Annotated in this window: 25 protein-coding genes and 1 pseudogene; 11 read left to right on the top strand and 15 right to left on the bottom strand. The window is 45.5% G+C overall.

Translation table 11 applies throughout. The annotated features are described in order from the left end of the window. Positions 1 to 10 precede the first annotated feature (10 nt). Positions 11 to 976 (bottom strand): cytochrome aa3 quinol oxidase subunit II, encoded by a 966-nt coding sequence (qoxA, locus tag GYO_RS41605; protein ID WP_079287695.1) that lies wholly within the window; start codon positions 974 to 976, stop codon positions 11 to 13. A gap of 513 nt (positions 977 to 1,489) precedes the next feature. Here qoxA and GYO_RS41610 point away from each other — a divergent pair. After that, complete coding sequence (locus GYO_RS41610) at positions 1,490 to 1,735, top strand: GlsB/YeaQ/YmgE family stress response membrane protein (RefSeq protein ID WP_003222176.1); 246 nt, start codon at positions 1,490 to 1,492, stop codon at positions 1,733 to 1,735. A gap of 69 nt (positions 1,736 to 1,804) precedes the next feature. Here the strand turns inward: GYO_RS41610 and galT are convergent, their stop codons facing one another. The 4 genes from galT to GYO_RS41630 all read right to left on the bottom strand — a co-directional run bounded on the left by galT (position 1,805) and on the right by GYO_RS41630 (position 5,679). Next, positions 1,805 to 3,346 (bottom strand): UDP-glucose--hexose-1-phosphate uridylyltransferase, encoded by a 1,542-nt coding sequence (galT, locus tag GYO_RS41615; protein WP_014115621.1) that lies wholly within the window; start codon positions 3,344 to 3,346, stop codon positions 1,805 to 1,807. 3 nt (positions 3,347 to 3,349) lie between these two features. Then, positions 3,350 to 4,522, bottom strand: coding sequence for a galactokinase (locus tag GYO_RS41620; RefSeq protein ID WP_014115622.1), 1,173 nt, complete (start codon positions 4,520 to 4,522; stop codon positions 3,350 to 3,352). A gap of 84 nt (positions 4,523 to 4,606) precedes the next feature. Next, a complete protein-coding gene (locus GYO_RS41625; protein ID WP_014115623.1) occupies positions 4,607 to 4,990 on the bottom strand; it encodes a GtrA family protein in 384 nt (127 codons plus the stop codon). Positions 4,991 to 5,007: 17 nt separating this feature from the next. Next, positions 5,008 to 5,679 carry a TetR/AcrR family transcriptional regulator gene (locus tag GYO_RS41630; RefSeq protein ID WP_014115624.1) on the bottom strand — a complete coding sequence of 224 codons (672 nt, stop codon included), beginning with the start codon at positions 5,677 to 5,679 and terminating at the stop codon, positions 5,008 to 5,010. Positions 5,680 to 6,031: 352 nt separating this feature from the next. Between GYO_RS41630 and slrA the strand changes: the two genes are divergently transcribed. The 3 genes from slrA (at position 6,032) to GYO_RS41645 (ending at position 8,479) form a co-directional block, all read left to right on the top strand. Continuing rightward, positions 6,032 to 6,190, top strand: a complete 159-nt coding sequence (slrA, locus tag GYO_RS41635) for a transcriptional regulator SlrA (protein WP_014115625.1) — start codon at positions 6,032 to 6,034, stop codon at positions 6,188 to 6,190. A gap of 442 nt (positions 6,191 to 6,632) precedes the next feature. Further along, a complete protein-coding gene (locus GYO_RS41640; protein WP_003222190.1) occupies positions 6,633 to 6,941 on the top strand; it encodes a DUF485 domain-containing protein in 309 nt (102 codons plus the stop codon). Continuing rightward, complete coding sequence (locus tag GYO_RS41645; RefSeq protein WP_014115626.1) at positions 6,938 to 8,479, top strand: solute symporter family protein; 1,542 nt, start codon at positions 6,938 to 6,940, stop codon at positions 8,477 to 8,479. Before GYO_RS41640 ends, GYO_RS41645 begins: the two co-directional genes overlap by 4 nt. Before the next feature lie 41 nt (positions 8,480 to 8,520). Here GYO_RS41645 and GYO_RS41650 read toward each other — a convergent pair whose 3' ends face one another. The 7 genes from GYO_RS41650 to cidR form a co-directional block, all read right to left on the bottom strand. Further along, positions 8,521 to 9,123: a DsbA family oxidoreductase gene (locus GYO_RS41650; RefSeq protein ID WP_014115627.1), complete on the bottom strand. Its 603-nt coding sequence runs from the start codon at positions 9,121 to 9,123 to the stop codon at positions 8,521 to 8,523. A gap of 88 nt (positions 9,124 to 9,211) precedes the next feature. After that, entirely contained in the window at positions 9,212 to 10,462 is a 1,251-nt protein-coding gene (gene efeB / locus GYO_RS41655) for an iron uptake transporter deferrochelatase/peroxidase subunit (RefSeq protein WP_014115628.1), read from the bottom strand. Positions 10,463 to 10,480: 18 nt separating this feature from the next. Continuing rightward, on the bottom strand, positions 10,481 to 11,638 hold the full coding sequence (gene efeO, locus GYO_RS41660) for an iron uptake system protein EfeO (RefSeq protein WP_014115629.1): 1,158 nt from the start codon (positions 11,636 to 11,638) through the stop codon (positions 10,481 to 10,483). Further along, positions 11,635 to 13,080, bottom strand: a complete 1,446-nt coding sequence (gene efeU / locus GYO_RS41665; RefSeq protein WP_014115630.1) for a ferrous ion permease EfeU — start codon at positions 13,078 to 13,080, stop codon at positions 11,635 to 11,637. Before efeU ends, efeO begins: the two co-directional genes overlap by 4 nt. Positions 13,081 to 13,235: 155 nt before the next feature. After that, entirely contained in the window at positions 13,236 to 13,904 is a 669-nt protein-coding gene (thiE, locus tag GYO_RS41675) for a thiamine phosphate synthase (RefSeq protein ID WP_014115632.1), read from the bottom strand. Beyond that, positions 13,901 to 14,719, bottom strand: a complete 819-nt coding sequence (gene thiM, locus GYO_RS41680) for a hydroxyethylthiazole kinase (RefSeq protein WP_014115633.1) — start codon at positions 14,717 to 14,719, stop codon at positions 13,901 to 13,903. Before thiM ends, thiE begins: the two co-directional genes overlap by 4 nt. A 7-nt stretch (positions 14,720 to 14,726) precedes the next feature. Continuing rightward, positions 14,727 to 15,632 carry a cidABC operon transcriptional activator CidR gene (gene cidR / locus GYO_RS41685; protein WP_014115634.1) on the bottom strand — a complete coding sequence of 302 codons (906 nt, stop codon included), beginning with the start codon at positions 15,630 to 15,632 and terminating at the stop codon, positions 14,727 to 14,729. Positions 15,633 to 15,737: 105 nt separating this feature from the next. Here cidR and GYO_RS41690 point away from each other — a divergent pair, with 105 nt between their 5' ends. From GYO_RS41690 to GYO_RS41705, 4 genes and pseudogenes are all read left to right on the top strand, one after another. Beyond that, the gene (locus GYO_RS41690) at positions 15,738 to 16,124 is read left to right on the top strand and encodes a CidA/LrgA family holin-like protein (protein WP_003222205.1); all 387 of its coding nucleotides are present in this window, start codon (positions 15,738 to 15,740) and stop codon (positions 16,122 to 16,124) included. Next, entirely contained in the window at positions 16,106 to 16,783 is a 678-nt protein-coding gene (locus GYO_RS41695; protein ID WP_014115635.1) for a CidB/LrgB family autolysis modulator, read from the top strand. The genes GYO_RS41690 and GYO_RS41695 overlap by 19 nt, the downstream gene beginning before the upstream one ends. Positions 16,784 to 16,889: 106 nt before the next feature. Beyond that, positions 16,890 to 17,986: pseudogene (locus tag GYO_RS41700) on the top strand (MFS transporter). Between the two features lie 32 nt (positions 17,987 to 18,018). Beyond that, positions 18,019 to 18,216 (top strand): YwbE family protein, encoded by a 198-nt coding sequence (locus GYO_RS41705; protein WP_003222222.1) that lies wholly within the window; start codon positions 18,019 to 18,021, stop codon positions 18,214 to 18,216. A gap of 28 nt (positions 18,217 to 18,244) precedes the next feature. On the opposite strand, the gene GYO_RS41710 is transcribed toward GYO_RS41705, so the two are convergent. After that, on the bottom strand, positions 18,245 to 19,432 hold the full coding sequence (locus tag GYO_RS41710) for a class I SAM-dependent rRNA methyltransferase (protein ID WP_014115636.1): 1,188 nt from the start codon (positions 19,430 to 19,432) through the stop codon (positions 18,245 to 18,247). 122 nt (positions 19,433 to 19,554) lie between these two features. Here GYO_RS41710 and glxA point away from each other — a divergent pair, with 122 nt between their 5' ends. Then, positions 19,555 to 19,935 carry a glyoxalase GlxA gene (gene glxA / locus GYO_RS41715; RefSeq protein WP_003236077.1) on the top strand — a complete coding sequence of 127 codons (381 nt, stop codon included), beginning with the start codon at positions 19,555 to 19,557 and terminating at the stop codon, positions 19,933 to 19,935. Positions 19,936 to 19,972: 37 nt separating this feature from the next. On the opposite strand, the gene GYO_RS41720 is transcribed toward glxA, so the two are convergent. Beyond that, positions 19,973 to 20,650: a DUF2711 family protein gene (locus GYO_RS41720; RefSeq protein ID WP_014115637.1), complete on the bottom strand. Its 678-nt coding sequence runs from the start codon at positions 20,648 to 20,650 to the stop codon at positions 19,973 to 19,975. 80 nt (positions 20,651 to 20,730) lie between these two features. Beyond that, complete coding sequence (gene celB / locus GYO_RS41725) at positions 20,731 to 22,053, bottom strand: PTS cellobiose transporter subunit IIC (RefSeq protein WP_014115638.1); 1,323 nt, start codon at positions 22,051 to 22,053, stop codon at positions 20,731 to 20,733. Between the two features lie 227 nt (positions 22,054 to 22,280). Between celB and epr the strand changes: the two genes are divergently transcribed. After that, positions 22,281 to 24,218, top strand: a complete 1,938-nt coding sequence (gene epr / locus GYO_RS41735; protein ID WP_014115640.1) for a minor protease Epr — start codon at positions 22,281 to 22,283, stop codon at positions 24,216 to 24,218. 447 nt (positions 24,219 to 24,665) lie between these two features. Continuing rightward, positions 24,666 to 26,045, top strand: a complete 1,380-nt coding sequence (sacX, locus tag GYO_RS41740) for a SacY negative regulator SacX (protein ID WP_014115641.1) — start codon at positions 24,666 to 24,668, stop codon at positions 26,043 to 26,045. Positions 26,046 to 26,053 lie beyond the last annotated feature (8 nt).

Raw genomic sequence — 26,053 nt, forward strand, 5'->3', positions numbered from 1 at the left:
CTGATCAATATCATTCTTCTGTATCATCAGACTTCTTAAATTCATTTTCTTTTACGTTTTCAAACGGATCTGTTTTAGAGTGAGGTGAAACGGCTTGGTAGCCAAGGCGTTTGCGGGCCTCCATCGCGTATTCTGCATCTTGTCCGTGATCAACGTATTTTAAGTGGGTAGAAGAGAACGTTAATTCGTCCACATTTTCAGGAAGCATTAATTGATCATACTTCTCTTTTGTCAGCTTAGGAGCCTCATTTTGAGTCTTTTTCACCCAGCTGTTAAAGTCTTTTTCTGTTACAGCATTCACATCAAACTCTTGGTCGGCAAAATGTTCGCCTGTGAAGTTCGCGTTGCGGCCTTCATAAGTTCCCACTTCATCAGCCTGTAAGTATTGATCCATCAGCATTCCTGCCATCGCGTATTTTTGTCCTCCAAGCTGAGGAATCCAAAGCGAAGCCATTGAATCTGCAGATGAAATTTTGAACAAGATCGGGCGGTCGACAGGAATGTTTAAGTAGTTGACCGTTTCAATATCCTGTTCAGGGTAGCTGAATACCCATTTCCAGTCTACCGAAGTAGCATAAACAACAAGAGGTTCTTTGTCTTTTGTTGCTTCAGGAGCTTTTTCTAACGAATATATCGTCTGTACGGTTGGCACAGAAAGTGCAATGACGATTAAAATTGGGATCACTGTCCAGACTACTTCTAAGAACGTGTTACCGTGAATTTTTGGGTTATAAGATCCATTATCTTTGCCTTTACGGTCGCGGTATTTTACTAAAATAATGGTAAATAGAACAAAGACAACCCCGACGATAAACAGCATAAATCCGATAGATAACAGGATTAAATCACTTTGCTGTTCAGCTACAGGCCCTTTCGGATCTAGTACTGAAGCATTGCTGCATCCCCCAAGGACGAAAACCACAGTTAACAGCGCTAATACAAGTAACGGTTTTAATGCTCTGAACAAGAAGATCACCATCCTTCCTATTGATGTAATAAATCTGAAGTGCATACTTCCTCAAAATCTTTTCTCTACTTTGTTATGCTATCAAAAACTTCACTTATTAGCTTTATTTTTTTATAAACTTCATCCCATTTTCGCTTAAATGTCATAAAATCGACAAAAATTGCTCCAACTTTATTCACATCTATCGCTTAAGATGAAAAGTTTCTAGTTATTTCCGCATATAAGTAAAGAAAGATGATGAAGAACTAATTCTGACAAATAAAGGTTTACCACAATAAAAAACTTAGGTCAATCAAAAGTTTCATTTTGTTAAACTTTCTAGAAAGGAATTATTTTTTCCTTGTCTAGCATCTTTTCACACGGCTACCATTTTAACGCAACCAATTTTGAAAGAAAAGGCTTATTAAAGCGGCGATATGTTCTGAACTGTTCCCATTTTTTATGAGAGCATCCAATTGTTTATCTTATACAAAAAAGAGGAATGATATAAGCAAATAAATATAAAATAGGATGTGTTGTATGATGAGTTTTATTATTTCCCTTATCGTCGCAATTATTATCGGATGGCTTGGCAGCCTGTTTGTTAAAGGAGATATGCCGGGCGGAATTATCGGGTCTATGATCGCGGGTCTTATCGGTGCGTGGATCGGACACGGGCTGCTGGGTACATGGGGCCCGAACCTAGCCGGATTTGCCATTATTCCAGCGGTGATCGGCGCAGCCATTGTTGTATTTCTAGTAAGCCTGTTAGCCAGAAAAAGAGGATAAAAGTAACAGTGCCCAAAGCATCAGCGTTTTGGGCATTTGTTTTGCAAAAAAATCGGAAAAGCCTCAACCCTAACGGTTGAGGCTTTTGACTGGTTTGACGCCTAAATGATCGATAAACCTTCTGAAGGCCTGTTTTCCTTCCGTTGTCTGTTTAAATACACCGGCGTGTTCAAGAATACGCGCGAATACATGTCCAAGCTCTTCCTTTATGACTAGATCCACATTCTCTTTTGTTATCGTTCTTTTTTCCATCATCCGAAGAGCCCACTCCTTATGCTTTGCTGTGAGCGGATTTTGTTCTAAAGCGGATTTCGGATCAGCGGAGCATAGCGCCGCTGCCGTTTCTTTCATTTCTTTCTGTAAACGGCCCGGCAATATCGCCAATCCCATGACCTCAATCAGGCCGATATTTTCTTTTTTAATATGGTGAACTTCCTGATGAGGATGGAATATTCCTAATGGATGCTCCTCATCTGTCCGATTGTTTCTCAGCACGATATCGAGTTCATACAAGTCTCCCCTGCGTCGCGCAATCGGAGTGACCGTATTATGGGGCGTATCGCCTGTATAGGCGGCTATGCCGGCTTTTTCATCGGAATACGTTTGCCACGTGCGGAATAGATGATCAGCAGCTTCGGCGACATGATCCGGTTTGTCTCCTTGGAGCCTGAGCACGGACATTGGCCACTTCACTAAGCCCAGCGACACGCCGGGATAATCATTTAATTCATAAACGTCTTCCGCTTCTGCACGCGCCATCGGAAAATCGTGTGCCCCTCCCTGGAAATGATCATGGCTTAGGATGCTGCCGCCGACAATCGGCAGGTCCGCGTTTGAACCAATAAAATAATGCGGATATTGTCCGAGAAATGACAGCAGCCTTTCAAATGTTTTTCTGCTGATCTCCATCGGTTCATGCTCACCCTTTAAGACAATGCAATGCTCCGGATAATAGACGTATGGCGAAAACTGCAAGTACCATTGTTCGTCTTTAAGGATGACCGGAATGATTCTGTGGTTTTGGCGGGCTGGATGATTCACGCTTCCCTCAAACCCAACATTTTCTTTACAAAGCAAACACATTGGGTAATTTGTCTGCGCCTGTTCTTTTGCAGCTGCAATCGCTTTCGGGTCTTTTTCGGGCTTTGATAGATTAATAGTCATTTCCAACTCGCCATATTCGGTCGGCACCGTCCAATGAACATTTTTGGCGATCCTGTCAGACCGGATATAATAGACATCCTCTGAATATTGATAGAATTCCTTTGTGGCCTGTTTTGGGCCGTATAATGCTTTTGTCTCTTCAAACTTGCGTATGACCTCAGACGGAGCAGGTACGAAACATCCCATCAGCTTTGCGCTGAGCAAGTCACGGTATGTGTCTGTATCCGCTTCCATCCGACCGGTTTCCGCAGCCCATTTGTAAATAGGAGCAAGCAAATCCGGCAGGCTTTGTGCCTGCTTGATGCAAGTGTGGGAAACCGGCTCGGGGTGTTTGATGTCCAACGCTTCATAAAGGCGGTTTCTCGTATATTCCCGATCCCAGATCGAAATGAGTTTTCGTTCCAGTCCATACTCCAGCAGCTGTTCCAGATGTTCAATGATACTCATGTGTCATTCCCCCTTTAGCTCTCTCGCTCCCTCTCCGATATCAGCGACATAAAAATCCGCTTTGAGCCCTGTTTTTTCTTGATATCTGTCTCCAACCTTTTGGATAAAATCATCAACAAACGCATCTTTTACAATGCTGATGGTGCAGCCGCCGAAGCCCGCTCCCGTCATTCTTGAGCCAATCACACCTTCGTGGTCCCACGCCGCAAACACAAGCTCATCAAGTTCAAGGCATGTCACTTCATAATCATCCTTCAGTGAAAGGTGGGATTCCTTCATTAACCGCCCGATTTCATCTACATTATTTTCCTTGAACATATGAGCCGTCTTGATAGCACGGTGATTTTCGTATACGGCGTGCTTTGCCCGGCGTCTGTTCGTTTCATTTTGGATCAAGCTGGAATGCGCGTCGAAATCAGAAGGCTTGATGTCGCCCAGCGAGGCAATATCAAGTGTTTTTTGCAGATCAAGCAAGGCGTCATGGCACTCTTGGCGTCTCGTATTATAGCTTGAGTCTGCCAATGTCCTTTTTTTGTTCGTGTTCGCGATGACCAGCGCGAGGCCTGAGACATCGAGTTTGCTATATTCATAGTCCAGCGTGTCGCAGTTCAGCAGCATCGCATGGTGTTTTTTCCCCATTCCGATTGCAAATTGGTCCATAATCCCGCAATTAACACCGATAAATGTGTTTTCCGCATGCTGCGCCATTTTCACAAGCTCAAGCGCATCCACTTCAGGATGAAAATAGCTTTGGAGCACAACTCCCATCAGCAATTCAATAGAAGCGGAGGACGACAGTCCCGCTCCGTTTGGAATATTCCCTGAAAACACAATGTCAAAGCCATGAGGAACTGAATAGCCCCTTTGCTGAAATTCATAAATGACGCCTTTCGGATAGTTCGCCCAGTCGTCTTCTTTTTGATAGCGGATGTCGTCAAGGCAGCATTTCTTGATCCCTGCGTCTTTAAAGTTGTCTGAATACATCCGTACAACCCCGTCGTTTCTTTCTGCAACAGCAGCATATGTACCCATAGTCAGCGCGCACGGAAACACATGCCCGCCGTTATAATCTGTATGTTCCCCAATCAGATTCACTCTTCCAGGTGCGAAAAAAAACCGTAACCCCTCTTTTTCTCCGAATACACTTGCAAATATCCCCTTTAGCTCTTCCCGCATGTGCAATCACCTTTCATTGTTTTATTTTTTTATTTCCCCTTATTTCTTCAGTGAAAACTGTAGATCATACGCTGCTGTCCCCTGTTATACCCCTTCCTCTTTTGTCTTTTTAAAGACGAGCCATTTGCTTGCGGCATAGTTAACGACAACAATCACCGCGTTGTCGAGTATTTTGGCAAGAGTTTCATTTGTATTGAACTGGCCGACAAGAATGATCATCATGCCTAAATCTATGCCAAGAGACAGGACCCGAACGCTGAAAAAGGCAGTGATCTCTTTTATCAGGCTCTGCAGGTCATGTGTTTTTTGCTGAAATACATATAATTTATTTGTTATGTAAGCAAACAGCACGGACAAAATCCAAGCGGCTATAGTAGCGGCTTTGTAATCCATATTCATGATCTCTACCAATATATAAAAGCTGGCGATGTTCACAATGGTTGTGAAAACCCCCATAATGATATACATAATCATTTCTCTATACTTCACTGATGTTCCTCGCTTCCTGAAAAACTTTTCAAAATTCTTGGGCTCACTTGCTCTCTGTCCAGAGTAAAAAAAACAGAGAGTGCGTCTAAAAAGCTGCGGAATGTGGCGGGCTGACCCAATACATACGATTGTTTGATGATTCCGTCGAGCACTGCACATATTATTTTAGCCGTATATTCCGGATCAATACAGGCGTCAATCAGCTTTCTCTCCTTCAGCCACTTAATATATAACGCGTTTTCTTCCACCCACAATTCGTACAGCCGGACATAGGCCTTGCATTTCTGAAGGACTTTGTATGTCGGCATATTCATGGCAAATGAGGTAATCTCCCACGACGGCTTATTTATGTAATAGGAATAAAGCAGCTCTGCGGCATGTTTTGCAGCCTCGTCCAATGTCAGCGGTTTCACTGAGACCTGCTCCATTTGATCAAGATACCCTATGATGATCTCTTTTTTCATCTGTCGTTTTTCGAGAAGATGCTGCAGAAAATCCTCCTTGCTGACAAAATGAACATAAAACGCTCCTTTGCTGTACCCGGCTGCTCTGCTGATATCCTCTACAGAAACCGGATCATACGCTCGGTCAATCAACAAATTCAAGCCAGCGTCTATAAAACTTTGAAATGTTGCTTCTCTTTTCATTTGAAATTTGTTTTTTTTCATATTTTTCTCCAGGCGGTATGATTACCCTTATCTTACAACGGATCAATCTTTAGCGGTATTTATTTCTTTGGACGCTTATGCTATTCGGTTTTCCCGGGGTCATTTTTAATAGGCTGAATGATTTATTTTCATTTACATACTATCCAGTCAGTATTTAATTGTTTATTATTATAAATAAGATTCATTGGTTATATTAGTCATTTTTTTAGGGAATAGGTAGGTGGTTTTTCCTTCAGTTTGTGAACACCGAGCAACTATGTGTGAAATTTGTTGTACTCGCCTCATCATCGCGCCGGCTCATCTTTATTGCCCGCATGTTGCAGGAAAACATTTTATACAATTGGAGGTTACTATGAAAACTCATGTTAAAAAAGATTTGGACAAAGATTGGCATATGTTAATGCAAGAAGCTAGATCCATTGGGTTAGGCATTCGTGATGTGAGGCAGTTTTTAGAATCTGAGACAGCATTGAGAAAGAATAATCACAAAAAAACCGTCCGCCAAGACTAATCCGAACAGGCGGATCTATTACCTCTGGCTTTTCTATCATCTGATCTGAGTTTTCACCATTTCCTCTATTCGAAAGCGATTGCTGCGCCGAGCTTGAGGACAAACGGTGTGTCAGCTAACATACGACAGACAGCCGGTGATGCAATCACCTCTTGGCACATGCATTGTCATAAAGAGGTGATGCGAACATCTATTAACCGGGCTCTGGTAAACAGCAGCTTTGCTGAGAACAAGCTGCATTCGGTGAGGTTTTGAAAGCAAACGCGTTTTATACGCTGCCGAGCTGGAAAACCTTCGCCTGTCTTTATACCTCTATGTTCACCTCTTCACGACTTCCTTCTTTTTTCATCCTCCAGATGTTATTCAGCATAAATCAGACTTTCAGTACATACCTATTGGTGTACCTTTTTGCTTACGTTTAGCGAATAAAAGGAGGAAAGCCATGTACAAAGCTGATTACAAACAGATTGCTGCAACGCCGTCTTTTCAAGCTTTTTTAAAGCAGAAACGCGCTTTTATTGTTCCTTCAGCGATTTTCTTTTTTGTCTTTTATTTTTCACTTCCTGTTTTGACGTCTTATTTCACCTTTTTGAATGCACCGGCCATTGGAGCTGTTTCATGGGCTTGGCTGTTTGCCATCGCCCAATTCGCCATGACTTGGATACTGAGTACGGTGTATTCCCGAAGGGCGGCTCATTTCGATCGGTATGTAAGCGCTTTAAAGGAAGATCTGAAGGGTGAACAGACATGAATATGACTGCTTTTCTATTATTTTTAGCAATTGTCGGCCTGACGCTTATCATCACGTATTTTGCCGCGAAGAAGACGAAAACGACGAGTGAGTTTTATACGGCGGGCGGCGGGCTCACCGGTGTTCAGAATGGACTGGCAATTGCCGGCGACTACATGTCCGCGGCCTCGTTTCTCGGGATTGCCGGAATGATTGCGTTATATGGATTTGATGGATTCTTTTACAGCATCGGTTTTCTGGTGGCTTATCTCGTTGTCTTGTACATCGTGGCGGAACCGCTTCGGAATCTTGGGAAGTACACGATGGCGGACATGATTGCGGCTCGATTTAAAGAAAAGAAAATCCGCGGCGTCGCGGCTCTTAATACCATTGCCATCTCTACTTTTTATATGATCGCCCAACTCGTGGGGGCGGGCGCGCTGATCAAACTGCTGCTGGGGCTGGATTATACCGTGGCGGTCCTCATTGTCGGAGTGTTGATGACCATTTATGTCGTGTTTGGCGGCATGATCGCGACAAGCTGGGTTCAAATTATTAAAGCCGTTTTGCTGATGGCCGGAACACTCGTCATTTCAATCATCGTGTTTTCGAAATTCGGCTTTAACCTCAATACCATGTTTGAGCAGATGAAAACGGCAACTCCGCTTGGCGCTGATTTCTTAAACCCCGGAAATAAGTACAAGGTGCCGCTGGAGACCTTGTCGTTAAACCTGGCACTCGTGCTTGGAACTGCCGGGCTCCCGCATATTTTGATCCGGTTTTATACTGTTAAGGATGCCAAGACTGCCCGGACATCCGTTGTGTCAGCGACATGGATTATCGGTGTGTTTTACATTATGACGGTGTTTCTCGGCTTTGGCGCCGCTGCGTTTGTCGGTTTTGACGCGATTACGGCGGCTGATCAAGCGGGAAATATGGCGGCTCCGCTTTTAGCGAAAGCGCTCGGGGGAGATTTTCTGTTTGCTTTTGTATCAGCCATCGCCTTTGCTACCATTTTAGCTGTCGTGACAGGATTGGTGCTGTCTGCCGCCTCAGCATTTGCCCATGATATTTACAGCCAGATTATCAGAAAGGGAGAAGCAACTGAAAAAGAACAGATGAAAGCGGCCAGATGGGCTTCTGTCGCCGTGTCAGTTCTCTCGATTCTCCTCGCGATTTTTGCACAGTCCTTAAATGTGGCGTTCCTTGTCGCACTTGCGTTTGCGGTGGCGGCCAGCGCAAACCTCCCGCTGATTGTGTTTACGGTCTTCTGGAAGAGATTCAATGCTACAGGCGCTTTGTGGGGCAGCCTGACAGGCCTGATCAGCGCGCTTGTGCTTGTATCGATGAGCCCTAGTGTGTGGGACCCGTCCGGAGGAGCTATATTTACCGGCGATCCGCTTATTCCGCTTTCTAATCCGGGCATTATTTCCATCCCGCTCGGCTTCCTCGGTGCATGGATCGGAACGGTGCTGTCGTCAAATAAAACAGTTGATGAAGAGACGTTTGCGGAAATACAGGTGAAGGCACATACTGGCATTCATATGGAACAGGAGTAGGAGTAGGAGTAAAAAAGCTCTCTTGTATAGAGAGCTTTTCCTTACTTTTTCTGCTGTTCGTCAGAAATCGCTTTTTCAAATACGTCCTTGCCGGCAGCACCCGGTATCACAGTGTCGCCAATGATAAAGGTTGGAACGGCAGTGATGTCGGCCTCTTCATAGGCGTGCTTCAAGGCTTGCCGCTGCACGTCCTGATATGTTCTTGTTTCAAGTGCGGATTTGAATGAGGCTCCGTCTAACCCCACTTCCTTGGCAAGCTTCGTCAAGATGTCAATGTCGCCGATATTTTGGCCCTCTTGGAAAAATGCCTGAAAGACACGGGTGTTGTATTCATGTCCTTTATTGTATTCCTTTGCAAAGTGGAAGCCTTCAAACGCCAGATCTGTATATGGATGAGGCGAGACGTTTGGAAAATTGATCTCGACTCCTAATTTGTCCGCCATTGGCTGAATCGACGTCTGCCACATGTACTGTTTGGAAGGATCATTGACCGGGTCAAGCTGTGGAGATGGGCTTGGGCGCAGCTCAAACGGCATCCACTCGACTTCAACATCCTTTCCTTTTATCGCTTCTTCAAAAGCGGCTTTTCCAATGAAACAAAATGGGCAGACGTAATCTGAATAAACTTTGATGTGTACTGTCATGATAATCTCCTTTCGTATAGGTTGATTTTAAACTGTAACAATGAAAGTTACAACTGTTTTTTTAAAAAGAAGCCGATAAAGGCTTCTTTTATGATTCCAGCAAACGCTGGGCAATATATTCTCCTTTTTTGCAGCCGCCTGGGCATGCATATAAAGCAGAACCGATTGTTTGCGTATATTCGTTTAATGCATCCTTTGCCGAAAGGGCCTTAAGCATGGGGATGAACTGATTGTCGGGATTTTTTTGAAAGCTGATAAACAGGAGACCCGCATCCATATAGCCGGTTTTGGGATCAAGTCCTTCTGTGAAAGAGAAAGCTCTTCGCAAAATTTGTTTTCCCGTAGATTTCGCAAGGCTGACGTGTGAATTTGCTGGGATTTGATTCAGCTTCACGGGGTCTGTTTCCTTTTTCTGACCGAAAGGCGCCCCCGAGCTTTTTCTGCGGCCGAAGGTATCTTCTTGGTCCTTGAGGGAAGAACGGTCCCATATCTCAAGGAACATTTTGATTTTCCGAAAAGCCATATAGGTGCCGCCCGTCATCCAGTCAGGCTCACCGGACTGAATCCACACAATGGAGTTCATCAAGGTGTCATCCTTCGTGCTCTGGTTGCCTGTTCCATCTTTAAACCCGAAGAGGTTGCGCGGGGTTTCGCCATTTTTTCCTCCGCTTAAAAAGCCTTTGTTCACAAAGCGGACCTCACAGGTGCCGGTCGCTTGATTCAGCAGATTTCTCAGCGCGTGAAACGCCACTTGTTCATCGTCTGCGCATACTTGAATGCAGATGTCTCCGCCTCCCTGTTTTTCATCCAGGTTGTCATTCGGCATTGCTGGAAGAGCGGCAAGGTGCTTCGGTTTTTTGTTTTTCAGCCCAAAGCGGTCCTTTCCGTCTTTTTCAAAAAAGCCAGGCCCGAATCCGAATGTAACCGTTAAGTTCGAAGGGGATAAATCAGCAGATTCACCTGTATCCTGCGGCGGCAAATATTGATTTTTTTGCTCAGCCGACATTTTCTTTCCAGACGTCAGTATCTGTGTCAGACTTGTCCAGTTTCTGAATAATGTAATGATGTCGCTTTTCTCTTTTGCTGTTACATCCAGCGCGGCAAAATAGACATACGTTTGATGGGCAGTTGTGATGCCGGCCTGATGCTTTCCGTAAAACGGAACGACCTGCTCATCCTCTTTTTCATCCTTATTTGATGACTTAGCCGCAGTCTGCACAAGCGGAGCCAGACCGCTGAGTCCGCTGGCGCCGATCGCAACAGCTGCACCTGCCATCGCCCCCCATTTTAGGATATCCCGTCTATGAATTTGTTCTGGCTTTTTTTGTTCATCGCTCATGCTGTTACAAAACTCCTTTTATAGCACATTCGCAATCTTCGACATGGTTTCAGAAAGAGTCGTCAGCTTTGTGCTCAGCTCTCTGATTTGATCTTCACTTAATTTATCATAAGACGTATAGGACTGATCATTTGTTTTGTATTTTGCCATTAAAACTTCAAATTCGCTGAACTCCGTATCCAGTTTTTCCGTCAGGTCAAAGTGATCTTTAACAAGCGCGCTTTTTACTGTTTGATAAACAGCTTCGGAGCCTTCTACATTCGCCATGAGGTCGACTAAATCGATTCGTGAGTAGCGCTCTTCTTCTCCCGTGATTTTCGAAATGCCGGCTTCGTTCAGAAGCTCCATCGCGCCTGCTACAATTTGTTCAGGTGTTAATTTCAGTGATTCAATTGAACCGTCAAGCTCTTTTACATCCTTGAGAAGCTGGTCAGCTGTTGCCTTTTCCCCGGAAATATCTTGATCCTTCCAAATGGCTTTCTCAAGCTTATGGAAACCTGTCCATTTGTCCCCTTCTTCTACGTCGTTTTCACGGGCATCAATTTTTGGATCAAGATCTCCGAGGCTTTCAGCGATCGGTTCGATTCGCTCGTAATAAACACGTGCTTTTCCATATAATGTTTTAGATTTTTCGATATCGCCGGATTTGACGGCGCTTGTAAATGCTTCAGTCGCTTTGACAAGCTGATCGCTCTGCTCTTTGACATAGTCTTTATATTCGTCCGCTGCTTTTGCCAGCTGATCGCTTGCCTTTTTGCTGCTCTTCTTCGCTTCTGTCAAGTCCTCTAAGGACGCTTTCAGCGACTCGGATTCTGTCTTGATTTTGTCTGTATCCGGTTTGTCTTTCTGCGCTTCTGTATAGATGGGCTGAAGGTGCTTTTCGATCTCTGTATATTCGAACGGATAGTCGCCGCGAATATCATTTTCAAAGGAAAGCCAGTAGCTGTTTAACTCTTTCCCCTTCTTTTCAATCTCTTTTTGGTCGCCTTTTTCCGCTGAATCATTCAGCTTGGAAATGATGGTCTCCATTTTATCTACGGATGCGGTGATCTCTTTAGTGACCCCGCTTTTTTCAGATGAAGCTTTTTCTTTGGATGAAGATGTGTCATTGGCTCCGCAACCTGCACACAGCGCAAGGATGCATCCGGCTGATACAGCGATTTTTGTGAAATTCATTTTGTCAGTTCCTTTCCGTTTGTAAAATGTTTTGCCATTTCTGAGACAAGCGCAATCAGTAAAAAGAGTAAAATCAGCAATTGTGGAATCGTACTGTACACGGACGGATAAATTCCAAGCACCGATACAGACGGCAGCCAGCTCTCCGCATCAGACGGGAGAATGCCCGCCAGCTGAAGGCTGTGAACGCCTGTTCCGAGAAATTTCACGCACATATACAGGACGACCGCCATGGACAGCAGGAAAAACGGCTTTAATGGAATACGCATTCCGAGCTTGATCATTAAAACACCGACGATGACGAGAACAATAAGCCCCGCGGCAGTTCCGCCGATCAGTTCAGTGAGCGGAAGCTTCCCGACAAGCCCGATGAAAAAAATGACTGTTTCGAGCCCTTCTCTTACAACTGCCAGAAATGCAATGAGCGCAAAGGAAAGCAGGCTTCGTTTTTTCAGTGCCTGTGACTTCTGGATATTGATTTTTTCTCTCCATTTATCCATTGAGGCGTTTCTGTGCAGCCACACCCCGACATATAAAAGCATGACAGCCGACAGTACGCCGGTAATTCCGCCAAGCAAGAAGTTGTTTTCTCCGAATACGCTGGAAGAGAATAAAAGCGTGACACCGATGCCGGCTGTCAGGGACACAACCATTCCGGCGGACGCCCCGCCCCAGATCCATGCCGAGGAACGCGTGACACGGGCTTTCTTTGTCATGGTTAAAAGCGCCCCGATGACTAGCAGGGCCTCCATCCCTTCACGAATCGGGATCAGCGCAGCATCCCACCAGCTGTAGCTGCTTGAAGCGATCGGCTCGAGCAATTGAATCATTTCGTCAATTTGCTTTGATACCTTTTCGGGATGGCTGCCGATCTCAGCTTTCATCAGCGCCAGGTTTTCCTCTGATCTCGTATAGGCTTCTTTCGATTGGGAAACGACGTCTCCCTCAACAGCGAGCCAGGATGTAATTAAATTGTCGATTGCAGATGACGCTTCATCCAATTGTTTTTTTTCTATTAACTGTTTTGTGTCTTTCAGGCTTTGTATATAGGCTGTTAAGGACGCCCTTGATTGACCCGAGGATGTCTTTTTCAGCACGACAGCCTGCTGATAGGTTTCTAAATGGGAAGAAAGCTCTTCAAGCTGTGTTTTGAGCTTGTCTGCGTCTTGATTAATAAAAGAAAGAGAAATCATCGCGATATTTGAGTCCATTTTGCTGTGGGAAGATAGATTTTCTTTCTTAATAGAAGGTTCTTCTTTTTTCCACTTTGCCTTGAATGTTTCAAACGTTTGTTGTGCCGAGTCCATATCTCCGCCTTTTACGGCTTCGATCATTTGCTTGTTTAATTGAATCAGCGCAGCAATCGGATCGTCTTCCGCATGTGCCGCAGAACCGAAAACCATCAACAAGCTAAATAAAATAAGCGCCAGCCCCCGAGTCATCATGCTCCTCCTATAATTGAAAATGATTATCATTGTATAACATAATCATAGCCAGTTCCTGTTCTTTGTCAATTAAAATTTGAAGGTCTGAAAACCTTGATATAAAGCAAAAAGGCTGTCCTTTATAGAACAGCCTTTTGAAGGAAGAAGAACGTTTATCTTCTTGTTTTATACGTTTGAATTTCTTCATGAAACTTGCGTGCGGCACCCTCTGGATCCTCCGCCTGACTGATGGCGCTGATCATACTGACACCGTCGGCCCCCGCTTGGATAACAGGTGCGGCATTTTCGATTGTGATGCCGCCGATGCCCACAATCGGAATGTCGATACCTTGACGGCGGACCGCTTCGATGAGAGATACACCTTGTACAGCCCTCGTATCCTTTTTCGTTTCTGTCGGGTAGATTGGCCCGAGTCCGACATAATCCGCGCCATCTTCTTCGGCTTGCTTCACCTCAGACATTGTATGGGTGGAAACGCCAAGAATCATATCCCCTATAGCGTCTCTTACTTCTTTTGCGTTGGCGTCTTCCTGGCCGATATGGATACCGTCAGCCTCCAGTTTCAGAGCCAACTCCACATCATCATTGACAATGAAAGGAACACCGGCTTCACGGCAGGCTTCTTGCACTTTTTTAGCAAATTCAATCCTCGCCTCTCCTGTCAGCGCATCCCCGCCCTTTTCACGAAACTGGTACAGAGTGGCGCCGCCTTTTAACGCTTTTTGTACGACCGTGACAGGATCGGCTTTCGTATTGTTTGACCCCATAATGAAGTAAACAGATAATAACTCTTTCATCATTTCCCGAGAAATACGTGTCATGAGACAGTCACCCTTTCTATTGTCGCCAGTTCTTGGACGTCTTGTTCAGTAACAGATGAAAGCTTGTTCAGCAATTCAATCTGAAAGCTTCCCGGACCTTTGTCAGCTGTCTGCTGTGCGGCAAGCTGAGCTGCGACCCCATACGAAGAAATGGCAGCGATAGCAGCAAACATTGGATTTTCTTCCACAGCGCAAAACGCACCGACAACAGAAGTCAGCAGGCATCCGGCGCCTGTCACTTTCGTCAGCAGCTTGTGGCCGTTATGAAGGGTATATACGTTTGACGTGTCGGCAATCACATCCACTTCACCGGTAATCGCGATGACTGTGTTTAGCTTATGTGCCGCCTGCTGGGCGAGCAGGATGATGTCTCCTCCGTCTCCTCCCGCATCAACACCTTTGATCAGCCAATCGGTCACACCAACGGTATTGGCAATTTCCGCAGCATTTCCTCTGATCGCAGAGAGGCGCACCTCACGAATGATGTCACGCGCCGATTGAGTACGGAACGGTGTTGCTCCGGCGCCGACAGGGTCAAGAATGACAGGAACACCATGTTCATTAGCTGATTTTCCCGCGATGATCATCGCTTCGACAGACTCCTTGCTCAGCGTTCCGATATTTAAAACAAGTGCACCCGCAATCTTCGCCATGTCCGCGACCTCTTCTTTCGCGTACGCCATAACAGGTGATGCGCCGAGGGCGAGCAGGCCGTTTGCTGTAAAATTCGTTACGACATTATTGGTTATGCTGTGCACCAGAGGGCTATGCTGGCGGACAGCAGTAAGACATTTTGCTGCTGATTGTGCATCCATGTTTGCATCATCCTTTACTCTCTTTTTTTGGGTCCCATAAATACGATTTCGTATGTTCGAGCCAAGCTCTGGCCGCAAAGGACAAGTAGCGGTCTTTTCTCCAAATAATGGCGAGGTGCCAAGGGATGACCGGATCGACAAGCGGAATGACTTTCACTTTTTCCGGGTCAAGTCCGCGGCAGATTCGTTCCGGCAAAAGCCCGATTCCAAGGTTGGCTGACACCATCTCACTGATAAAATCCCATTGTGAGGTTTCATAAATGATATGAGGCCGGAATCCAGCTTTGATACATTCTGTCATAATTCGATTGTGCAGGACAAAATCCTCCCTGAAGAAAATAAAAGGCTCGTCCTTCAACTCACGCAGCCTGCACTCTTTTTCGCCTGCCAGCCGGTGGGAAGGATGAACGACAAGCATTAAGGTTTCTTTTACGATTGTAAACGAATGAAAGATGTCTTCGTTTGCAGGAAGAACGACAACGCCGATATCAAGTGAACCGTCCCCGACACCTTCTTGGACTTTTATAGAACCGTCTTCGACTAGCTGAAAGGTGATATTCGGATAGTTTTCACGGAAATCGCCGAGCACTCTCGGAAAAAATCCCGATCCAATCATCGGCGGCAGTCCAATCCGTACGTGCCCTTTCTTGACCTCCATAATATCATTTAATTCTGACGTCAGGTTTTGAAATGATTTAATAATTTCCTGCGCCTGCACATACATGCTCTGGCCGGCGTCAGTCAGATCCACCTGCCTGCCGTTTCGGTAAAACAGTTCAATCCCGAGTTCTTCTTCTAAATTTTTGATCATTTTTGATATCGTCGGCTGAGAAACATAAAGGGATTGGGAAGCCTTCGTAAAGCTTTTTAAACGGGCGACTTCCAAGAAATATGTTAAATGGCGGATATCCATGGGTTTCACCCTTTCTATAGACAAAAGGAATACTTATTATTCTTTATATATATTTTACCTATAGAGAGACCTTATGTACAATATGAATATAAGGGAGGCATCAATATGAAAAAACTGTTGCTAACCGTTATTCAAATCGCTCTGTTATTTATATTTGCTCGGCTGATTAATTGGGTGACAGCCCTTCTTCATATAAATATTCCCGGCAGTATAATTGGGATTGTGATACTCTTCACATTATTACACTTTAAAATCATCAAGCTTGAATGGATAGAGCTTGGCGCGGCGTGGCTTCTCGGGGAGCTGCTTTTATTTTTTATCCCGTCTGCCGTCGGAGTGATTGAATACGGAGACATTATGTCGAAATTTGGTGTCAGCATTCTGCTTGTTGTCATCATCAGCACATTTGTCGTGATGGTGTCTACAGGAACGCTTACACAAATCATTGCAAAAAGAAAGGAGAAAAAACATACGTGTTCATCGGAATTGTAAGTTTGTTTTTAACGGTTTTGGTGTATTTAGGAGCAAAAAAGGTATATCAACGCTTTCCGCGTGTCTATACGTCGCCGCTATTGGTGACGCCCGCTGTGTTAGTCGGTCTGCTGCTGCTGGTGAATGTCCCGTACGAGTCATATAATCTCGGCGGCGGATTGCTGACCGATATGCTTCAGCCGGCCACCGTGGCATTCGCGATCCCGCTTTATAAATATTTCCCTGTTTTAAAGAAATACGCAGTGGAAATTATTTTGAATGTGGCCGTCGGTTCATGTATCGCGATTATTTCAACCGCTCTTATTGCGAAATGGCTTCACCTCGGCACCGGCTTAATTGACAGCCTCGTCCCGAGATCAGTGACAACGCCGATCGCAATGAACGTATCTGAAATGATCGGCGGAATGCCTGCCGTTACAGCCGTGTTTGTGATTTTAACCGCTCTGTTCGGCACAGTGATCGGCCCGATAGTCATCCGCTATTTCCGCATTGATAATGAAATTGCGCGGGGCGTGCTGCTCGGCACAAGCGCACACGGCGCGGGAACGTCAAAAGCATTTGAACTCAGCTCTGTGTCCGGTACGATTTCCAGCGTGTCAATGATCTTAGCTGCGATTATGACGCTTTGCGCAGCGCCGTTTTTACTTTCATTTATGTAAGAAAAAACTGTCCTCTTAAGGGCAGTTTTTTTTATGTGCTTCCCCTTATTGAAAAGCTGGCGGATTCCAATATAATGTAATTTGTGGATACCAAAGGAGGCACCCCATGCACAACTTGCAGGTGAGACGGCATTACGCCGCGTTAAGAGGTTTTTATTTGTTTGCTTTTCTTGGCACGGGCAGCATTATTCCCTTACTCAGTATGTATTTAACGAAAGAACAGCATGTAAGCGGATCACAGGTCGGCTTGATCATGTCACTCGGCCCGATTGTGATGATTTTCTTTCAGCCGTTTTGGGGCATGCTGAGCGACTATACGCAAAAAACGAAAAGCCTGCTGGCGGTTTGCACATCAATCACAGGCATCATGGGATTAGGCTATATTGCATTTGACCGCTTTCCTATGTTTATTTTGATTGCAGCCTGTTTTGCAGCCTTTCAAAGCACGATTATTCCATTATCGGACAGCATTTCACTAAGGTACACACAAGAAACAAACGGCAACTACGGCGGAATCCGCCTGTTTGGTTCTCTCGGCTTCGGCGTCGCAGTGTTTGTCATGGGACAAGTGACGAATCAGCTGTATCCCATTCACGTGATCTTTATCTTTGGCTGTGCCTTTCTGTGCATTGCCGCCATATTGGCCTCACAAATGCCGGGCCAGCAGAAAAAAAAAAACAAAGGTCAATATCCGCAAAGGATTCCGGGAGCTTATCACTTTCCGCTATCGGCATTTTATTTTTCATCGGCGTGATTTCGGAAATTCCATTTATGCGATTTGCCCAAACATTTATAGATAAAATGAGGCTTTTAAACGTCATTATGCTGTCAGGCGGGGTCTCATTATTCAGGTGGGCGCTCTATTTCACAGCGCCTTCATTATGGCTCATTTATGCGACGGTCTTTCTTCAGGGAGTGGCCATCGGTTTATTTATCCCCGCGGCGCTTCAATACGTAAAAAAGATTACTCCTAGCCACGTTGAAGCGACGGCGCTGACCATGTACGCGGCCATCGGCAATGGATTCGGCAACTGGTTCTGTACATTTGCAGGCGGCTACATTTTTGACTACGTGTCCATCTTCGCAGTCTACTTGCTTTTTGGCATGCTGAGCATAGCAGGCTTTGGGCTGACATTATATTTAATGAAGGCAGAAAAAAACAAAAATACACTTCATCAGCCGGCTGTTACTTTTAAACCATAATGACTATAATGAAAAAAGAAAGGATGTGCGCTATGAACGGGCAAGAGCGAAGCAGCATTTCAAAAGGATTACAGGTGGATATTGTATTGAAAGCAGATCAAAAAACAGGAAAACTGACGCGAGGGACAGTGAAGGATATTTTGACGAAATCGAGCTTTCATCCGCACGGCATTAAAGTCCGGCTTGAAGATGGCCGCATCGGCCGCGTCCAGAAAATCATTTCTACATAGAAAAAAGCTGCTCCTGAACAGGGCAGCTTTATTTTTTCTGCAGAAAGACCACTTTTAGGTAGTTGCCTTCCGGAAACGCTGAAATCGTTTTAAAATCCTCCGGCAGCGTAAATTCCTCAATGATTGTGTAGCGTTCATTTGTTTCTTTAAAGGCGGCATCAATAAAGCCTTTGAATTTCTTCATGCTGAAGGCGCTGCTGTTTGTGGAAGCAACGATGATGCCCTTGTCAGCTGTGATGGCGATCGTTTCTTTCAGCAGGTTTTTATAATCCTTGGCCGCGCTGAAGGTGCGTTTTTTTGTGCGGGCAAAGGAAGGCGGATCGAGAATAATCAGATCAAAGAGCAGGTCCTTTTTCGCCGCATACGAAAAATACTTAAACACGTCCATCACTTTAATGTCGTGTGCCTCGTAATCCAGCTTGTTCACGCTGAATTGTTCGATCGTTTTGGCCAGGCTTCGGTTTGCCACGTCCACGCTTGTTGTTTTCTCCGCTCCGCCAAGCGCCGCTGCCACGGAAAATGCACCCGTATAAGAAAACGTATTTAACACTGTTTTTCCTTTTGCATAGCGGTCTCTAATGGCCTTGCGCACATGTCTTTGATCCAAAAAGATGCCCGTCATAGCGCCTTCATTCAGGTCCACCGCGTATTGAATGCCATTCTCCTGGATAATGATCGGGAACTCGCCTCTTTTCCCTTTCACGAAGTCATCATCTTCAACGTATTGTCCAGCCGTGTCGAAGCGTTTTTTCTCGTAAATCGCTTTATAATCAAGATCCAGCTCATCCAAAGCGGAAAGCAGCATGTCTTTAAAGGTGTAAATGCCTTTGCTGTACCATTGAACCAGCAGGTAGCCGTCATAATAGTCGATCGTGACGCCGCCGACGCCGTCTCCCTCACCGTTGAACAGGCGGAAAGCCGTTGTATCTTGGGCAGCGAATAGTTTGGCGCGTGCTTGGACCGCTTTTGATAATTTGCTGAGAAAAAATGCTTGGTCAATCTGTTCTTGTTTATTGCGGGTAAGCGTCCAGCCGACCCCTTTGTTTTGCAGGCCATAATAACCTCGCGCGAGAAACTCGCCGCTCTCTGACACGATATCAACGAGGTCTCCTTCTTTCACGTGCCCCGCACTCCCTGCGAGAGCTTCCTTATCGATGAGCGGATAGCCTTTTTTGATTTTTGCAGTATGCGCTTTTTTTAGGGTGAGTAGCTTCATATCTATTCGTCCTCTTTCTGTATGCTTTCTCTTATCGTACCACAAAACGCCAAGTTGTCTGCATTGACAGAAAGGAAAGGTTTTTCTACGATAGACAAATAAGAGTTACGAGGAGGAGCAGCATGGCAAAACGAATTGATCATACAGGCATTATGGTAAGGGATATCAACGCGTCCATCACATTTTATGAAGAGGTTCTCGGCATGAAATTGAAGGATCGCATCACACACACGAACGGTGTGATTGAGCTTGCTTTTCTCGGTTTTGAAGACGGTCCGGAAACGGAAATCGAACTGATTCAAGGTTACAGCAGCGAGCTTCCTGTCGAAGGAAAAGTGCACCACATTGCCCTGCTGACGGATGACATCGCGGCTGAATATACAAAAGCGGAAAGAATGAACGCGAAATTTATCGACGAGGAGATCACAACACTTCCAAACGGGTACCGTTACTTCTATATCGAAGGTCCTGACGGTGAGTGGATTGAGTTCTTTCAGAGATAAAAATAAAGAACGTACATTATGTAATGTACGTTCTTTTTTATCTATACCAACTGATATACGTTGACTCATCGCAGATCATGGCTTCCCAGCCCATACGCTGAACCAACTCATTGATATTTTCACCTTTCGCTAAAAAGACATTAATAAATGAGTCATATACACTCATAAACACAAAGTCCATTTTCTTATCAGTTAAAATGAGCTCTGCGGCGGCATCATCAAGAACCGTCCGCAAGTTAGCCTCAGTTATGTCCAGAAAGCCGCTGTTTTCCCAAATCGGTTCTGAGTAATAAAACTGATTGGACCCGTTGTAACTAAGCACTTTCATCAAACTGGGAATATGAAAATTTGAAATATGGTCCTCGCTAGGATAAAAGAGATCTCCTTTTACGTTTGCATGTAAAAGTTCAGCCAAATCTCCTCTCGCGCACTCATCCCTTAAGGCGCCTATCGATGTCATTAACGCAAGCGCCAACTCAGCATGCGTTTGAAAGCCGCAAGAGGACATAACCTTCTTCCATGAAACGGCTTTGCCTTTTTCCCTTATTTCCTCATCATTTGGATAAATATGCTCATCATTATTTTTTCTCTTTGCTTTTTCCCATCCTTCAGGCATTTGAATAAAAGGAGAAAATAAAATAACAGCTGATGTATATTCAATTGGTATTTGTTTCAAGATTGGTGATTCGTCATCTAACCATAAATATTCTAGCATGTGCACCTCCTTTACATATTCTAACATTTACTTACCTTTAACAGCTGATGATCTATAACAGCTTACATCACGACACATTTTCATCCCCCGGATTCAACCGCACTCTCTTCCTTCCATTTCTGATGATCCCATATTCTGAAAAACGGATAGTAGATGGCACAGGTGATCAGCAGATTCACCAGCTGCATAACGGCGCCCGATACCTTTCCGCCTGTCGCCAGGTAGCCTGATATGAGCGGCGGCATCGTCCATGGCACGGCGATTCCGGCCGGCCTTGCTACCAGTCCAGTGCTCATGCCGATATAAGTTGCTGTAATCGTGAGGAGTGGTGCGATGATGAATGGAACAATGAGGAGCGGGTTCATGACAATCGGCATGCCGAAAATGATCGGCTCGTTGATATTAAATAGCGCAGGCCCAATCCCTAATCGGCCAAGCTGCTTCATTTGTTTGCTCCGGGAACGCACAAGCATCGTCAGGACAAGCGCCAGCGTCGCTCCGCTTCCGCCGACATTAATCCAAATTTGAAAAAACTGGGTTGTGAAAATACTTGGCAGCGCCTCTCCCGCTTGGAACGCGAGACGGTTGGCATCCATCGCGCCATACCAAATCGGCGCCATGATTCCGCCAATGATTGAAGCTCCGTGAATCCCGCACGACCAAAGCAGCATCTGCACAAATTCAGCAATCAGGCTCCCGCCGAGACTGCCGCCAAGAATGGAAAGCGGTGTGCCAAGCAGGTCTCCTACGACATTGTGCAGGCTCTGAAAAGGCGTCATTTCAATCAGAAGACGTGCCAGCCACACGAGAAACACAATGATAAAGCCGGGAATCAGCGCGACAAATGATTTACTTACCGCCGGCGGCACGCCGTCTGGCATTTTAAAGACGATATTTTTTTGAATAATGCACCGATACATTTCAGTTGAAAACAAAGCGATCAGCATGGCAACAAATAAACCCTTGCTGCCAAGCAGTGTAATCGGGATTCCGCCACCGACCAAGATGGATTCCGTTGAGCCATCCGGCGTAAACGGCACCTCGAACGGCGTTGCCAATAGAAATGCGGCAATTGATATCGCTCCGGCAGAAAGGGCATCGACACCATAGCTTTCCGCAAGACGATAGGCGATTCCAAAAGCGGCGATCATCGCCATAATATCAAATGAAGCATTAACGGGATAACCGAGCTTATCCGCCCACTCTTTCCCAAACACACTCGTCATGAAATCCGCATAACCGGGAATCGGCAGGCTCGTTAAAATCAAAAAGACAGACCCGATAATAATCAGCGGCATGGTCAGGATAATTCCGTCACGCAAAGCGCTGAGATGCCGCTGCCCGGCAATTTTCCCAGCGACAGGCATTATTTTTTCTTCCATCACCCGAGTGAATGCGCTCATCTGAAAAGCCCCCTTTTTTCATTGCTTTGTGAACAACCTTCGCAATGTTTTCTTTATCTTATTTTGAAAACGCTTACAAATTCATTTGGAAAATTTCCTCTTCCTGCGGAAAAAATCTACATGCTGCTGAACAATCCAGTCCATGAAAATATTTTTCCTCCTTACTGTCAAACTCTCTTTTTTCCTCCGATATATATATCAAACATCATAGAAAAAGGAGATGAATCATGAAAAACATGTCATGCAAGCTTGTTGTATCAGTCACTCTGTTTGTCAGTTTTCTCGCCATAGGCCCTCTCGCGCATGCGCAAAACAGCAGCGAAAAAGAGGTTATTGTGGTTTATAAAAACAAGGCCGGAAAGGAAACCGTCCTGGACAGCGATGCTGAGGTTGAACAGCAGTATACGCATCTTCCGGCGGTAGCGGTCACAGCAGATCAGGAGACAGTGAAAGAATTAAAACAGGATCCTGATATTTTGTATGTCGAAAACAATGTCTCATTCACCGCAGCAGGCAGTACGGATTTCAAAGTGCTGTCAGACGGCACTGACACCTCTGACAACTTCGAGCAATGGAACCTTGAGCCCATTCAGGCAAAACAGGCTTGGAAGGCAGGACTGACAGGCAAAAATGTCAAAATTGCAGTCATTGACAGCGGGATCTCCCCCCACGATGACCTGTCGATTGCCGGCGGGTATTCAGCTGTCAGTTATACCTCTTCTTACAAAGATGATAACGGCCACGGAACACATGTCGCAGGGATTATCGGAGCCAAGCATAACGGCTACGGAATTGACGGCATCGCACCGGAAGCACAAGTATACGCGGTTAAAGCGCTTGATCAGAACGGCTCGGGGGATCTTCAAAGCCTTCTCCAAGGAATCGACTGGTCAATCACCCACGGGATGGACATCGTCAATATGAGCCTTGGCACGACGTCAGACAGCAAAATCCTTCATGACGCCGTAGACAAAGCATATGAACAAGGCATTCTGCTCGTTGCCGCAAGCGGTAACGACGGGAACGGCAAGCCTGTGAACTATCCGGCAGCATACAACAGTGTCATTGCGGTTTCAGCGACAAACGAAAAGAATCAGCTTGCCTCCTTCTCAACAACTGGAGATGAAGTTGAATTTTCAGCGCCGGGAACAAATATCACGAGCACATATTTAAACCAATATTATGCAACTGGAAGCGGAACATCCCAAGCGACACCGCACGCCGCTGCCATGTTTGCTTTGTTAAAACAGCGGGATCCTGCCGAGACAAACGTGCAGCTTCGCGCAGATATGCAGAAACATATCGTTGATCTTGGAACCGCAGGCCGCGATCAGCAATTTGGCTACGGCTTAATCCAATATAAAGCGCAGGCAACAGATTCAGCGTACGCGACAGCAGAGCAAGCAGTGAAAAAAGCAGAACAAACACAAGCACAAACCGATATCGACAAAGCGAGAGAACTCGTCAGCCAGCTGCCGGATTCTGACGCCAAAACAGCCCTGAAAAAAAGACTGGATAAAGTACAGTCATACAGAAATGTAAAGGATGCGAAAGACAAAGTCGCAAAGGCAGAAAAGTATAAAACACAGCAAACTGTTGATACAGCACAAGCTGCCATTAACAAGCTGCCGAACGGAACAGACAAAAAGAACCTGCAAAAACGCTTAGACCAAGTAAAACGCTACATCGCATCAAAGCAGGCGAAAGAGAAAGTAGCGAAGGCGGAAAAAAGCAAAAAGAAAACAGATGTCGACAGCGCACAATCAGCAGTCAGCAAGCTGCCAGCAAGTTCAGAAAAAACGTCCCTGCAAAAACGCCTTAACAAAGTAAAAAGCACCAATTTGAAAACGGCGCAGCAATCCGTATCTGCAGCTGAAAAGAAATCAACTGATGCAAATGCGGCAAAAGCACAATCAGCAGTCAACCAGCTTCAATCAGGCAAGGACAAAACGGTATTGCAAAAACGGTTAGATAAAGTGAAGAAAAAAGTGGCGGCAGCCGAAGCAAAAAAAGTCGAAACTGCCAAAGCAAAAGTGAAAAAAGCGGAAAAAGACAAAACAAAAAAATCAAAGACATCCGCTCAGTCTGCAGTGAATCAATTAAAAGCATCCAATGAAAAAACAAAGCTGCAAAAACGGCTGATTGCCGTCAAACCGAAAAAGTAGCCAAAAAACCTGTAAGACTTGTATTCTGGGTCTCACAGGCTTTTTCCATTCCAAAAAACACCACATACAACCTTTTTCCCATTCAACGCACAGGCTTTTCCTACTATTGCTATCCGGCCATGAACAGCATAAAATGAACGTTATTACAGTTATCACCACATATGGAGGGATTGTGACTGGCAGGCAGGCAAGACCCAATGATGCAAAGGGAGTATTAGTGCCTAAAAAACAGGGCATTTTAACTCTTCTTTTCGTGTTGGGCTCATAACGGCGCCATGGACAACCCCCTATTCTAATGCTCCGTCACCGACGCGGGCATTTTTTGTTGTCCTTGCACGTTTTGTCATTTTCAGCCGGTATTTCTCACTTTTTTCATTTTGATTGTCAACTTTTCATTTGATACGATGAACAAGCCGACTTTTCTTCAGCAAAGGAGGTTTTGATTGCTTGCAAAAAGAGATTGCAAAAGAACTATTGCTCCTCGCAGGAGGAAAAAGCAATATTATCAGCATCAGCCATTGTACAACCCGTCTTCGTTTTGAGGTAAAGGACGAGACGAAAATCGATATACATGCTATTGAAAATCTGCAAGGTGTGCAGGGAACCTTTTTCCGATATGGGTTATTCCAGATTATCTTCGGAGCAGGCGTCGTTAACAAAATACATAAAGAAGTCGTTCACGTGTGGGAGGCCGCGCCTTCTGAAGAGCCTGTTCAGCAGACACAGGCCAGCCGGAAGCTGAGCCCTGTCGCCGTATTTGCGAAAACACTGTCCGATATTTTTGTGCCGATTATCCCGGCGATAACAGCAAGCGGCCTGCTTATGGGGCTGATCGGAATGATTAAGGTGTTTCACTGGTTCGCAGCCGACAGCCCATGGATCAAAGTGCTCGACCTCGTGTCCAGCACAGCCTTTATTTTGCTGCCGATTTTGGTCGGTTTCAGTGCCGCACGGCAATTTGGCAGCAACCCATATTTAGGGGCAGTCATAGCAGGGCTCCTGACGCATCCTGATCTGCTGGACCCGTCTATGCTCGGCAGCAAAACCCCCGCTTCCTTAGACATCTGGGGGCTGCATATTCCAATGATGGGCTATCAGGGCTCCATTATACCAATTCTTCTGTCCGTGTATGTCATGAGCCAAATCGAGAAGCTATTAAAATCAATTGTGCCGAAGTCGCTTGATGTCGTCATCATTCCTTTTATTACGGTCATGGTGACAGGGTGCCTCGCGCTGATTGTGATGAATCCCGCCGCGTCCATCATCGGCCAAATCATGACACAGTCGATTGTCTATATTTATGATCACGCCGGCATTGCTGCCGGAGCCCTGTTCGGCGGCATCTACTCCACTATCGTTCTATCCGGCTTGCATCATAGCTTTTATGCGATTGAAGCAACGCTGCTTGCAGATCCGCATGTCGGCGTGAACTTTTTAGTGCCGATATGGTCGATGGCGAATGTGGCCCAAGGCGGAGCGGGGCTTGCGGTTTTCTTCAAAACAAAACAATCAAGCCTGAAGAAAATTGCGCTCCCCGCTTCCCTGACCGCGTTTTTAGGCATTGTAGAGCCGATTGTATTCGGGGTTAATGTCAAACTGATCCGTCCCTTTATCGGAGCTGCCATCGGCGGCGCTATTGGCGGAGCATACGTGGTTGCGGTACATGTCGTGTCGAATTCCTACGGGCTGACAGGCATTCCGATGATTTCAATCGTACTGCCGTTCGGCGCCGCCAATTTTGTTCATTATATGATCGGTTTTTTGATCGCGGCCGTCTCTGCTTTTATAGCTACATTGTTTCTCGGGTTTAAAGAAGAGACAGAATAAATGGATTT

Origin of the sequence: Bacillus spizizenii TU-B-10 (assembly GCF_000227465.1) — a bacterium.
Classification (GTDB): Bacteria; Bacillota; Bacilli; order Bacillales; family Bacillaceae; genus Bacillus; species Bacillus spizizenii.